At 68.1% G+C, this 13096-nt stretch carries 10 protein-coding genes; 4 read left to right on the plus strand and 6 right to left on the minus strand.

The annotated features are described in order from the left end of the window. Positions 1 to 20: 20 nt before the first annotated feature. Both ACZYZE_RS01205 and ACZYZE_RS01210 read left to right on the plus strand, forming a co-directional pair. A complete protein-coding gene (locus tag ACZYZE_RS01205; RefSeq protein WP_463905774.1) occupies positions 21 to 1634 on the plus strand; it encodes a peptide chain release factor 3 in 1614 nt (537 codons plus the stop codon). Between the two features lie 222 nt (positions 1635 to 1856). Next, the gene (locus tag ACZYZE_RS01210; RefSeq protein WP_463905777.1) at positions 1857 to 3212 is read left to right on the plus strand and encodes a GAF domain-containing serine/threonine-protein kinase; all 1356 of its coding nucleotides are present in this window, start codon (positions 1857 to 1859) and stop codon (positions 3210 to 3212) included. A gap of 22 nt (positions 3213 to 3234) precedes the next feature. Here ACZYZE_RS01210 and ACZYZE_RS01215 read toward each other — a convergent pair whose 3' ends face one another. Next, positions 3235 to 4437 (minus strand): PucR family transcriptional regulator, encoded by a 1203-nt coding sequence (locus ACZYZE_RS01215; protein ID WP_459320031.1) that lies wholly within the window; start codon positions 4435 to 4437, stop codon positions 3235 to 3237. 100 nt (positions 4438 to 4537) lie between these two features. Between ACZYZE_RS01215 and ACZYZE_RS01220 the strand changes: the two genes are divergently transcribed. Beyond that, positions 4538 to 5617 carry a ferredoxin reductase gene (locus ACZYZE_RS01220; RefSeq protein ID WP_463905780.1) on the plus strand — a complete coding sequence of 360 codons (1080 nt, stop codon included), beginning with the start codon at positions 4538 to 4540 and terminating at the stop codon, positions 5615 to 5617. 11 nt (positions 5618 to 5628) lie between these two features. Then, positions 5629 to 6831, plus strand: coding sequence for a fatty acid desaturase family protein (locus tag ACZYZE_RS01225; protein WP_459320033.1), 1203 nt, complete (start codon positions 5629 to 5631; stop codon positions 6829 to 6831). A 204-nt stretch (positions 6832 to 7035) separates the two neighbouring features. On the opposite strand, the gene ACZYZE_RS01230 is transcribed toward ACZYZE_RS01225, so the two are convergent. The 5 genes from ACZYZE_RS01230 to radA all read right to left on the minus strand — a co-directional run bounded on the left by ACZYZE_RS01230 (position 7036) and on the right by radA (position 13052). Next, entirely contained in the window at positions 7036 to 7689 is a 654-nt protein-coding gene (locus ACZYZE_RS01230; protein WP_459320034.1) for a class I SAM-dependent methyltransferase, read from the minus strand. A 12-nt stretch (positions 7690 to 7701) separates the two neighbouring features. Then, positions 7702 to 9537 carry an HAD-IC family P-type ATPase gene (locus tag ACZYZE_RS01235; RefSeq protein ID WP_463905782.1) on the minus strand — a complete coding sequence of 612 codons (1836 nt, stop codon included), beginning with the start codon at positions 9535 to 9537 and terminating at the stop codon, positions 7702 to 7704. A gap of 96 nt (positions 9538 to 9633) precedes the next feature. Then, positions 9634 to 11115 (minus strand): multicopper oxidase family protein, encoded by a 1482-nt coding sequence (locus tag ACZYZE_RS01240; RefSeq protein WP_463905785.1) that lies wholly within the window; start codon positions 11113 to 11115, stop codon positions 9634 to 9636. Then, complete coding sequence (locus ACZYZE_RS01245; protein ID WP_459320037.1) at positions 11115 to 11444, minus strand: SHOCT domain-containing protein; 330 nt, start codon at positions 11442 to 11444, stop codon at positions 11115 to 11117. Before ACZYZE_RS01245 ends, ACZYZE_RS01240 begins: the two co-directional genes overlap by 1 nt. A 234-nt stretch (positions 11445 to 11678) precedes the next feature. Next, the gene (radA, locus tag ACZYZE_RS01250; protein ID WP_459320038.1) at positions 11679 to 13052 is read right to left on the minus strand and encodes a DNA repair protein RadA; all 1374 of its coding nucleotides are present in this window, start codon (positions 13050 to 13052) and stop codon (positions 11679 to 11681) included. Positions 13053 to 13096: the final 44 nt, after the last annotated feature.

Raw genomic sequence — 13096 nt, forward strand, 5'->3', positions numbered from 1 at the left:
GCCGCAGCGAAAGTAGCACCGTGTCTCAAGAAGTCCTTAGCCCCGCCCGAGTCCAGGAGATTCACAAGCAGGCTGCCCGGCGTCGGACTTTTGCGGTCATCTCCCACCCTGATGCCGGCAAGTCCACGCTGACCGAGGCGCTCGCGCTGCACGCGAAGGTGATCGGCACCGCCGGCGCCTCCAGCGGCAAGGCCAACCGCAAGGAAACGGTCTCGGACTGGATGCAGATGGAAAAGGACCGCGGCATCTCGATCAGCTCGGCCGCCCTGCAATTCGCCTACCGGGACACCGTTATCAACCTGCTGGACACCCCCGGCCACGCCGACTTCTCCGAGGACACTTACCGCGTGCTGGCCGCCGTGGACTGCGCCGTGATGCTCGTCGATGCCGCCAAGGGCCTGGAAACCCAGACCATGAAGCTCTTCGAGGTCTGCAAGCAGCGCAACCTCCCCATCATCACCGTGATCAACAAGTGGGACCGGCCGGGCCTGGACGCCCTGGCTCTCATGGACGAGATCACCGAGCGCACCGGCCTCCAGCCGATGCCGCTGACCTGGGCCGTGGGCATCTCCGGTGACTTCCGCGGCGTCTGGGATCTCCGCAATGACCGCTTCGCCCAGTTCAAGCGCAACAACGCCGGCGCCAAAATCGCCATCACCGAGTACTTCACTCCGGAGGACGCCGCCGCCAGCCAGGGCGACGACTGGTCAAACGCCGTCGACGAAGCCGGGCTCGTTGTCGAATCCAACCTCGAGTTCGACGTCGGGGCATTCCATGCCGGCAAGGCGACCCCGATCCTCTTCAGCTCCGCCGCCCTGAACTTCGGCGTGAAGGAAATCCTCGATGCCCTCGTGGACTTCGCGCCGCCTGCGGCCCCCCGGCCCGACGTCGACGGCGCCCTGCGGCCCGTCGATGCGCCCTTCGCCGGGTTCGTCTTCAAGGTCCAGGCCGGCATGAACAAGGCCCACCGCGACCACGTAGCCTTCATCCGCGTCTGCTCGGGCATGTTTGAGCGCGGCATGGTGGTGACCCAGGGCCGGACCGGGAAGTCCTTCGCCACCAAATACGCCCAGCAGGTGTTCGGCCGCGAACGCGAAGTCATCGACGAGGCGTTCCCCGGCGACGTCGTGGGACTCGTGAACGCCTCCTCGCTGCGGGTCGGCGACAGCCTGTTCCTGGAGCAGCCGGTGGAGTTCCCCGCCATTCCGCTGTTCGCCCCGGAACACTTCCAAGTGGCGCGCTCCAAGGACCCCAGCCGTTTCAAGCAGTTCCGCCGCGGCATCGAGCAGTTGGAGCACGAGGGCGTTATTCAGGTGCTCCGCTCGGACATCCGCGGCGATCAGGCCCCGGTACTGGCCGCCGTCGGCCCCATGCAGTTCGAGGTGGTGGAGGACCGGATGGCCCATGATTTCAGCGCGCCGATGCGGCTTGAACGGCTGCCGTACTCCATCGCCCGGATTTCGACGGCGGACGCTATGCCCGCGCTTGCCAACGTGCCCGGCGCCGAGGTGCTGTTGCGTTCCGACGGCGAATACCTGGCGCTGTTCAACGACGTCTGGGCGCTGCGCCGGATCGAGAAAAACCACCCGGACCTGACCCTGCTGCCGATCGGCACGCACAACCCCGCCAAATAGCGGGAGGCGCCCTCCGGGGGAACATTCAGGAAACCGGCTGCAGGGCTGCCTGAACGGCACAACCGGGGTATCATAAGTAACCTTGCTAATACTGCGGGCGCCGGGAAATCCTGCCGGCTTTGGACTGATCCGCCCGCTCCCATGGGCGGACCCCGCACTCAAGGGAAACAAGAGCACTCGTTGACTGGATCAATAACGCTACCGGCAACTCCAAAACGGAGCATGGAACCCGGATTCCTGCTGAGCGGGCGCTACCGGATTGAAGACCCTATTGGCAGGGGAAGCCAATCGACCGTTTACCGCGCCTACGATCAACTCCTGCAGCGCGAGGTGGCAGTCAAACTGTTCCGCAGCGATGCGGTCGATGCTGAGGCGGCCCGCCGGCAGGGCCAGGAAGTGCGGATCCTCGCCGGCATGAGCCACCATGGCCTCGTGACGCTCTTCGACGCCGGCGCCGACCTGAGCGACCCGAACGCACACCTGACCTACCTCGTGATGGAACTGGTCCGCGGACCGGATCTCCGCCACCGGGCCGCCCAAGGGCCGCTCTCCGCGGCGCACATGGCCCTGATCGGCCATGACCTGGCCGACGGACTCTCCTACATCCACCACCATGGCATCGTCCACCGCGACGTCAAGCCGGGGAACATCCTGCTGGTGGACTACAGCAACGATGACCGCCGTCCGCGGGCCAAGCTGACTGATTTCGGCGTCGCCGTCATGATGGGCGAAGGCCCGGCGGACGAGGGCGGCACATCAGGGACACCCGCCTATCTGAGCCCCGAGCAGGCCGCCGGTGAGCCTGCCGGTCCGCTCAGCGACGTGTATTCGCTGGGCCTTGTGCTGCTCGAGGGCCTGACCGGGAGGATGGCCTACCCGGGGGCGCCAATCCAGTCTGCCGTCGCCCGGTTGCTCCAGGATCCGCACATCCCGGATGAACTGGCGCCCATCTGGGTTTTGCTGTTGTCCTCCATGCTGGCGCGCGACCCGGCCGCGCGGCCGCCCGCCCGTGAAGTCTCGCTGGCCCTGCGCCAGGAAGTGATCAACGGCGCGGCCCGCCATCGCCTCGACAAAGTTCCGTCCGCGACCGATGAGGAAGGCCGGATGCGCGCCGTCGAGCGTTACCGGATCCTTGATACCCCCGCCGACGGAGCCTTTGACCGGATCGCGGGCCTCGCGGCACGCGTGTTTTCCGTTCCGGTCGCGATCGTCAGCGTCGTGGACCACGACCGGATCTGGTTCAAGTCCCACCACGGCACCGCCGTCACCGAGATCGGTCGGGACCCGGGGCTCTGCGCCTCCGCGATCCTGCAGGACGACGCGTGGGTGATCGAAAGTGCGGCCACCGATCCCCGCACGCTGGCCAACCCGCTGGTGGCGGGCGAGTTCGGCCTGCAGTTCTACGCAGGTGTCCCGCTGCGCACGCCGGACGGCTACAACCTGGGCACGTTCTGCATCCTGGACAGGGAACCGCGCCAGTTCACCGCGGAGGACACCCGGACGCTCGAAGACATGGCCGCGATCGTCATGAACGACCTTGAGCTTCGGCTTCAGAGCAGGGAAATGATCACCCGCTGACACGGCTTAACGCCTGCCGGGCTTAACGCCTGCCGGCGTGGAGGGCCAGTTCCAGCTCGAACCGCGCCTTAGGGTCCTCCAGTGTGTCGCCGAACAGCTCGCGCAGCTGGGCCGCGCGGTAGCCCACGGTCTGCGGATGAATCCCGAGTTCGGCAGCCACCGGGCCGCGCTGGCCCCAGTGCCGCAGCCAGGACAGCAGCGTCTCCGCCAGCCGCTCGCGCTGGGCCGGACGCAGTCCCTCCAGCGGCGCGAGCCGGCGGTTGGCCAGCTCGGCGATGGCGGACGGCTCGGCGCCGAGGATCACCTCGGCCAGGTGCTCGTCCGCCCAGATCGGCGGATCCTCCGGACCGTCCCGGGGCGGCAGCACGGAGGCGGCCAGCACCGCCAGGCGAAGCGAGTCCGGGACTTTCTCCCAGCCGCCGGCCGGTCCCACGGCGGCACCGCGGCCGCGCAGCGCCTTGTCGAGGTCCGCCCGTGCGGACTCTGACTTCCGTGCCGGAACCAGGGCGACGGCGTCGGTCTCGCGTTCGATTACCAGCGTCCCGGGTCCCAGCCGCAGCCGCAGCCCTGCCGACCGGTCCACCGGCAGCGTCACCACCACCATCCTGGGCGGCAGGGACCAGTCCGCCATGGCGGCTGTCTGGCGCAGGGCCGCCTCGTCCGCCTGTCCCAGCAGCAGCAGATCAAGCAGCTCGGTGCGGCGCCGGTCCACGGCACCGGCCCGTTCGGACTGCTCAAAGGCATACGCCTCGGCGCTGACCGCCGATAGTTCATCGATGTAGGCAAGAATCGATTCGCCCAGATCGACCACCACGCTCTGGCCCAGATGGTGCTCGACGGAGACCCTCGACATCTCGCGGAACGTCACGCGGGCACCCATACGGTAGGCGCTGAGCAGGGCATCCATGCTCCGGCCCTGCCGGAACTCGCCGCTGCCCAGCCCCGCCACGAGCTGCCGGCTCTCCTCCGAGAGGGCCGGCAGCGTGGTCCCCGGAAGTTGCAGGAAGCGGTCCAGTGCGGCCGCGACACCCCGCCGCAGCCCCCGGCCGAACCGCCCCTCGATGGGCCTGGCATAGGCGGGCACGAGCTGCGGCACGGCGTCGATGATGGCCTCCACAATGCCCGGCATCATCGGCCGGAGCATGTCGCTGACCTCGCGCGGCAGCGCCAGCCACGGGGGGTCGAAGGCGGGGGTGGCGGGCTGGCCGGTCGGGGAAGCGTTCATGAGGCACATTCCATAAAGTTGTTGCGGGGCGATAGTTTCTCTGACTCGATCGTATGCCCTGAGTGAAGAACTATGACGCTATCTGACATAAGATGGAAGCATGATCCGGCTCCGTAAGCTGGCGCGCGCCGCATCTCTACTGACCACCCCCCTAGCTCCAGAAGACATTCTGTCGCTGTTCAACCCCGTGTTCTCCGCCCGCCAATTGCGCGGCGTCGTCACCCGGGTGGTTCCAGAAACGGCCGATTCCGCCACTATTTTCTTCCGTCCCGGCCGCGGCTGGCAGGCACACCTTGCCGGCCAGTGGGCCCGTATAGGCGTCGAGCTCGACGGCGTCCGCCACTGGCGGTCCTACTCGCTCAGTGCCCCCGCCGGCAAGGATCCGGCCATCACCGTCACCGACATGGGTGCGGTCTCCGGCACCCTCGTGCGCAACACCAAGCCCGGCGATGTCCTTTTTCTGGCGCCCCCGCAGGGCGACTTCGTCCTGCCGGAGCACCCGCGGCCGCTGCTGATGCTCACCGCCGGCAGCGGAATCACCCCCGTTATGTCGATGATCCGCACGCTGGTTCCGCACCGTCCGGACTCCGACGTCGTGCTCATCCACACCGCCAGGACCCCGGCGGACGCCATTTTCCGCGAGGAACTCGCCGAACTCGCCGACCAGTTTCCCAACTTCAAGATCACCAACTGGTTCACCGGTGAACGCGGGCGGCTGGACTTCACCTCGGCCGCCGAGCTGGACCAGCTTTGCCCCGACTGGCGCCAGCGCGCTGCCTACGCGTGCGGCCCCGAAGGGTTCCTGGACGACGCCGAGGCGCTCTGGGCCGCCGAGACCGCAGAGCCCTCCGCAAACGATGCCCGGGGCGCCACCCTCACCATTGAACGCTTCAGCACCAAGCTCGCCGGCGGCGAAGGGCACGACGGCGGCCTGGTCACCTTCGAGGCGTCGGACCGCGAAGTCGAAGCCGGCGGTGACACGCCGCTGCTCGACGTCGGCGAGGACGCCGGCATCCTGATGCCCAGCGGTTGCCGCATGGGCATCTGCCACAGCTGCCTCATCCCGCTCCGGGCCGGCCAGGTCCGTGACCTGCGCACGGACGAAGTCCATGGCGAACCCGGCCAACTAATCCAGACGTGTGTTTCGGCAGCCGCCGGACCCGTTAACCTCGACCTCTGAGGAGTACCCGCATGACGATTGTTTCTGACAAGCAAAACCTTTCTGAGGAAGCTCCCCAAGGTGCCAATGACTCTGCCAAGGCGCCCGTTGCCGTGAAGACGCGGCCCGGCGCCCTTGCCGAGTCCGGCAGCCCGACGCTTCGGCCGCCGGCCGCCGCACACCTCTCCGACGAGCAGATCGCCGAGCTGGGCCGCGAACTCGACACCATCAAGGACGACATCCTTGCCAAGCGCGGGGCGTCCGATGCCGCGTACATCCGCCGGATGATCAAGATCCAGCGCGGTCTGGAGATTTCCGGCCGGGCCACGCTCCTGGTCAGCAAGAACAAAGCCGCCTGGGTTGCCGGCACCACCCTGCTCAGCTTCGCCAAGATCCTGGAAAACATGGAGCTCGGGCACAACATCCTGCACGGCCAGTGGGACTGGATGCGGGACCCGGACATCCACTCCACCACGTGGGAGTGGGACTTCGTAACCCCGGCGCGCTCCTGGCAGCACACGCACAACGATCTGCACCACCGCTGGACCAACGTCATCGGCAAGGACAACGACGTCGGGTACAACCTGCTGCGGATGGACGCGGACCAGGAATGGAAGCCCTTCAACCTGGGCAACCCGCTCTACAACGCGATTCTGGCGCCGGTCTTTGAATGGGGCATCGCGATCTACGATCTCGAGCTGAACGACTACAAAGAGGGCAAGAAGTCCAAGGAGGCCCTCACCAAGGACCTCAAGGCCCTCGGCCGCAAGGCCCTCACGCAATTCACCAAGGACTACGCCGCGACTCCCGCCGTCGCCATGCTGACAGGCTCCGGCAAGCAGGCGCTGTACGGCACCCTGACCGCCAACGCCGTCCGCAACGTCTGGGCACACGCGGTGATCTTCTGCGGCCACTTCCCCGAGGGCACGGACACCTTCACCGAGGAAATGGTGGAAGGGGAGACCCGCGGTGACTGGTACGTCCGGCAGATGATCGGCTCCGCAAATATCTCCGGATCCAAGTTCATGCACCTGATGACCGGAAACCTGTCGCACCAGATCGAGCACCACCTCTTCCCCGACATTCCGTCCAACCGCTACGCCGAGGTGGCTCCCAAGGTGCAGGAAATCTGCAAGCGCTACGGCCTGCCGTACACCACGGGCCCCATCTGGAAGCAGGTCGGCTCCACCTGGGCCAAGGTCTTCAAGCTGGCGCTGCCGCCGAAGAAGGCCTAAGCACCGAGGCTCACACTGGTTTGAATGATTGACGAAAGGGGCGTTTGCCATCGCGGCGGACGCCCCTTCTGCGTGTGGGGCTTCGAGGGCATCCGGCCAACGCTCCGTCCCGGTTGCCTGCGCCGGCAAGGCCCGGCGGGAGCGGGAAACCCCGGAATTCCGCGCAGCACCAAGCCCGGGAGCAGAAGCAACCCGGCGGGAACGTCAAACCGGGGGGCTGTGCCCGGATTTGGCCGCCACACCAAGGACGTGCGCCACCCGCGGGTTGCCGGGAAGAGCTGAAAAGCCGAAGCGCTCCAGACCCTGCAGGGTGAAGCCGGAACCGGCGATCGTCGCTGCGGTGTCGCGGTTCGGGTGGCATCCGCCTGCCATCCGGCTCCACAGCGGCGCGATCAGGTCCTCGGCCGCCCCAAGAACGCGGTGTGATGAACGGACGTGTTCATAGAACAGCAGCAGGCCGCCGGGTCGGAGGACCCGGATCGCCTCCGTAAGTACGGCGGACTGGTCCGCCACGCTGCACAGCACCAGACTAGAGACGACGACGTCGATCGAGGCGTCCGCCGCCGGCAGCGATTCCGCCACGCCGTCTTGCACGGTGACGGGCACGGGTGCCGTGGTCGCGGCGGCCACCGCAAGCGCCCGGAGTGTGGGCTCCGGTTCGAGCGCCAGCACGCTGGTCACCGTTGACGGGTAGAAGCCGAAGGTGGCCCCGTAGCCGGCCCCGATTTCGACGACGACGCCGTGTGCCGCTTCCACGAGGCGCCGGCGGTGGGCCGCTGCCCCGCGGGCGTCCATGCGCGGACCCACGCGGGCGAAGTATGGTCCGAATGATGACTTGCGGGGATTGGTGCCCGGCATCTTGGCGTCCGGTCAGCTGACGGCTGCGGGATTGAGTTTCAGGCCCCGCAGCAGCTGGGCGTTGAGGGCCACCACGATCGTGGAGGCGGACATCAGCACGGCGCCGGCGGCGGGGGAGGGGACCACCCCGGCGAAGGCCAGGACGCCGGCAGCCAGCGGCACCGCAACAATGTTGTAGCCGGTGGCCCAGACGAGGTTCTGCCACATCTTTCGGTAGCTTGCCCGGGACAGGTCCACCATGGACAGCACGGCCCGCGGGTCGTTCCCGGCCAGAACCACGCCGGCGGACTCTACTGCGACGTCGGTCCCGCCGCCGATCGCGATTCCCACCTCAGCCCGGGCCAGCGCGGGGGAATCGTTGACGCCGTCGCCCACCATGGCCACCTTGAGGCCACGGGCCTGCAACTGGGCCACCTTTTTGTCCTTGTCCGCCGGCAGGACCTCGGCGAACACCTCGTCGATCTTGAGCTCCGCCGCGACGGCCCGGGCCACCTGCCGGGCGTCGCCGGTGATCATGGCAACCCTGATGCCACGGCGCTGCAGGGCCGCGACGGCCTGGCGGGATTCCGGCCGTACAGCGTCCTCGAGGCTGACGGCGCCCAGGACGGTGGTTCCTTCCACCACGTGCAGCACGGCCGCGCCGCGATCCACCCAGGCTGCCGTCGCGGCAGCCAGCCCGGCGGGCTCCTCGGCCCCCAACTCCCTGAGCAGCGCGGGCCCGCCCACCTGAAGCGTCCTTCCCCCGATTGTGGCGCGTACGCCGCGGCCGGTCAGCGACGTGAAATCGCCCGCCCTGGGGATCTCGAGTCCGCGCCCGCGGGCCGCGTTAACGATCGCGCGTGCCACGGGGTGCTCGCTGTCCGACTCCACCGCGGCGGCCAGCGCGAGCAGCTCGTCCCGGTCCGTTCCCTCGACGGCGGCGACGTCCTTCAGCTCGGGCTCGCCTCTGGTTAAGGTCCCTGTCTTGTCGAACAGCACGGCGACGAGCCGCTGGATGCCGGCCAGGGCGGTGTCCTCGCCGATGGCTGTTACCTGGACGCGGAGGCTGTTGTCCGTGGCTATGGTTCCCGCCACGACCGGATCGCCGGGCGAGCGGAGGACGGTCTTGGACTCGCCCGTGATCATCGATTCGTCGAACTCAGCCTGCCCCTCAATCACGGTTCCGTCCGCCGGCATCCGGGCACCGGAACGGACCAGGATGATGTCGCCGCTCGTGAGCTCGGACACGCTGACGGTCTCTGTTCCGGACTCCGTGAGGCGTTCCGCCTCGTCCGGCAGCAGCGCCGCAAGGGCATCCAGGGCGCCCTGGGCCGAGCCGAGGGCACGCATCTCGATCCAGTGCCCCAGCAGCATGATGTCGACCAGCAGGGCCAGTTCCCACCAGAAGTCGAGATCGAAGCCGCCGAGCCCCAGGCTGGTCACCCACGAGGCGATGAAGGCCACGCTGATGGCCATGGCGATCAGCAGCATCATGCCCGGTTTGCGGGTCTTCAGCTCATTCAGGCCGCCCTTGAGGAACGGCTGGCCGCCGTAGAAGAAGATAATTGTTCCCAGGACCGGAGGAATCCAGGCAGAGCCGGGGAACACCGGCGGCTGGTAGCCGAAAAGGTTTGCGAACATCGGGCTGAAGAAAACTACAGGGACGGCAAGGGCCAGGGTCAGCCAGAACCTGTTCTTGAACATCGCCACACTGTGTCCGGCGTGCTGGCCGTGGCCGTGCACCATGTGCTCGTCGTCCCGTTGCGTCCCAGCGCCTGGTCTGGGCGTGCCGTGGGTCTGATGCCCGCGGTGGTCAAGGGGCTCGTGTGTCTGGTTGTCAACGGACTGGCTGCTGGACTCGTGTGCCACTATGCGCGCTCCTGGCGAGATTCATCGTCACTTCGGATTCAGCTACACCATACCCCTGGGGGTATGGTTGGCAAGATCTCTCCGGGGTCATCCGGCTCACACGACCTCGATCACTCCCATCATGCCCAGATCCTCGTGATCCAGGATGTGGCAGTGGTACACCGAACGGCCGCTGAAGTCCCGGAACGCGATCCTGACCGTCACGCGTCCGTTGGCCGGGACGTTGACCACATCCCTCATAACAACGGAATCGACAGGACGCCCGTTGTCTTCGATGAGCTGCATCGGCCACACATGCAGGTGGAAGGGGTGGTCCATGGGACTGGTGTTGACCAGCGTCCATTCCTCGACCGTTCCTGCGGCGGCCGTGGAGTCAGTCCGGGACTCGCTATACTCCTGTCCGTTGATGGTGAACCGCATCATGGCACCCATGCCCCCGCCCATGCCGCCCGCGCCCGCACCCGTGGCCAGGGTCAGCTGACGCCGCGCGGCCACGGCGGCCGTGCGCAGGTCCTCCGGCGCCGGCCGGGCCGCCACTGCGGCGGGCGGGTCCGCCGCCTCTCCCGCCACCCGGAAGCTCGCCAGTACGGTTCCCTCCGCCCGGGAAGCGCGCCCGGTCCCCATCATCCCGGGCATGCCTCCGCGGTCATACGCGAGGATCCGCAGTACCGAATCGCCCGCGGCGGCGGTCACCAGCAGGTCCGCCCTGTTGCCCGGGGCCAGCAGGAGTTCCGCCGCGGCCTGCGGCGCCGGGAACCGTCCGGAATCCATGCCGAGCAACAGGAGCTGCTGCCCGTCGAGCCGCAGCCGGAGGTAGCGTGCCACACAGGTGTTGACGATCCGCCAGCGTTCGCGTTCGCCCGGGCGCGCCGACAGCAGCGGGGTGCTTTGCCCGTTGAGCAGGAGCAACTCACCCTCCCGGCCGGCCAGGCGTTCCATCTGCGACACGCCGGCGATGTTCCCGGCACCGTCCAGGGTGGTGTCCGAGACCAGAAGCACCCGCTCCGCGCTGACTGCGATGGGTTCAGGATCCTCGACGATGATCGCCCCGAAGAGCCCTGCGAAAATCTGCCCCGCGACCGTGCCGTGGTGGTGCGGATGGTACCAGTACATGCCCGGCGGGTGGTCGGCCGGGAGCCGGTAGCTGTAGTCGAAACTCTCCCCGGGCTTCACCGTGACGAATATATTGTCCGCGTTGGCCTGCGGGGAGACATGGAGTCCGTGCAGGTGGAGGTTTGTCGGCTCGTCCAGGCGGTTGACGAGCCTGATGGCCAGTTCATCGCCGCCGCGAAGGCGGAGTGTGGGTCCGGGGAGGCTTCCGTTGTAGCAGAGCGGCCGGGCCTGCCGGCCGCCGAGCTCCAGCTGCCCGCGGCCGGCTTCCAGTGTGAGCTGCAGCCTGCCGCCGGCGCTTCGGAGCTCGGCGGGACTGCGCAGCGCTGGCGGCCGGGCGGGTCCGCCGCCACCGATGGTGTTCGCCGGGGAAGCCAGGCTCCACCACAGCCCGGCAGCGCCCGCCGCCGTGCCGGCTGCTCCCAGCCCGCCGAGGAGGAGGGCATTACGGCGGCTGATGGGCCGCATTACGGCTCCTCGCCGAGTACTTTCACGTTCTCTCGGTATTGTTCGGCAGTGAGCTCACCCCTCGCGAAGCGTTCATCCAGGATCAGGCGGGCCTGGCTCTTTCCGCCGTACGGGGCTCCGGGGCTTCCCGACGGAGAGCCCGGCGGTCCATAGGGTGCTGCACCGTAGGGTCCGGGGTGGCCGGGGCCAGTCTGCCCGGGGCCAGGGCCGCGGCTGACTCCGCCGGTGAAGATCCGGACAGCGAGCAAAACGAGCACGGCGATCCCGACCAGCAGCAGGAGACCCCAGAGCCACATCAGTCCGAAGCCGTCTCCGTAACGTCCTATCATGGCCAGATCCCTTCGCCGGTGCCCTGCTCTAACTTCAATGCTCCGCCGTTTGCCGTCCCCGGACTAGGGTCCTAAGTCGCCTTTAGGGCGTCCGGGCGGCGCTCCGTCCCAGTTGCCGGCACCGGGACGGCTGTGCCCGCCCGGTAAACCCCGGATTTCCGGTCCCTGCCGGGGGCCGCGGCCAAAGCTACCGGGAGGGAACGTCACGGCGAAAGCCCAAGAGCCAGCCCGGCGTCAGCTGATCAGCAGGCCCAGCGCCTCGGCCAGATGCCCGACTTCGCGCACGGAGAAGCCTGCGGGTATGGGACCGGGCCCGTTGGGACTCGCAGGCACCACGGCGTGGGTGAACCCCAGCCGGTGGGCTTCCTGGATGCGCTGGTTGATGCCCGGCACGGGACGGACTTCGCCGGCCAGGCCCACTTCACCGAAGGCGATGAGCCGCTGCGGCAGGGGTTTCTTGGCCTTCGCGGAGGCCACCGCCAGGGCGACGGCGAGGTCCGTGGCGGGCTCGCTGAGTTTCACGCCGCCGACGGTCGCGACGTAGGAATCGTCCTTGTTCAGCAGGCAGCCTGCGCGCTGCTGGAGCACTGCCAGCAGCATTGCCACCCGGGAGCTGTCCAGCCCGCTCGTGGCACGGCGCGGCTGCGCGCTGGAGCTTTCGGCCAGCAGGGACTGCACCTCGGCCAGCAGCGGGCGGCGCCCCTCCAGGGTCACGGTGATGCAGGTTCCAGAGACCGGTTCCTTGGTCCGCGAGACGAAGAGCCCGCTCGGATCGGCAAGGCCCACGATCCCGTCCTCGTTGAGGTCAAAGCACCCGACGTCGTCGGTGGGGCCGTAACGGTTCTTGACCGCCCGCAGCAGCCGCAGCCGGGAATGGCGCTCGCCCTCGAACTGGCACACGACATCCACGAGGTGCTCGAGCAGCCGTGGCCCGGCGATGGAGCCGTCCTTGGTCACGTGTCCCACCAGCAGGGTGGTCATGTTGCGGCGCTTGGCCGCGGCAATCAGCGAGGCGGCGACCTCACGGACCTGGGAGACTCCGCCGGCGCTGCCCTCGACCGCGGCGCTGCTCAGGGTCTGGACGGAGTCCACGATCAGCAGGCGCGGCTCGAGCTTCTCCACCTGTCCCAGGGCCTGGCCGAGGTCCGTTTCGGCGGAGAGGTACAGGGATTCGGCGACGGCGTCGATCCGGTCCGCACGGAGCTTCACCTGCGCGGCGGATTCCTCGCCCGTGATGTAGAGGACGTCCTGCGCAGTCCGCGCAAACTTGGCCGCGACATCCAGCAGCAGGGTGGATTTGCCGACACCGGGCTCACCGGCCAACAGGATGACGGCGCCGGGAACCAGCCCGCCGCCGAGCACACGGTCCAGCTCGTCCACGCCGGTGGGCAGGAAAGCCGCAGTGCTGGCATCGACTTCGGAGATGCGGCGGGCGGGCTCCAGGACGGTGGTGGCCGCCGTCGTCCGTGCCACGGAGCCGCCGGTCTCCTCAACGCTGCCCCAGGCCTGGCACTCGCCGCAGCGGCCCACCCACTTGGCCGTGGTCCAGCCGCATTCGGCGCATTTATAGCCCGGTGCATTGGAAGCCCGGGACGTCTTGGTAGCCATTGCTCCACACTATCCGCGGCCGGCGACACTATCCGCGGCCCGCG

Source organism: Pseudarthrobacter woesei, from assembly GCF_055412745.1.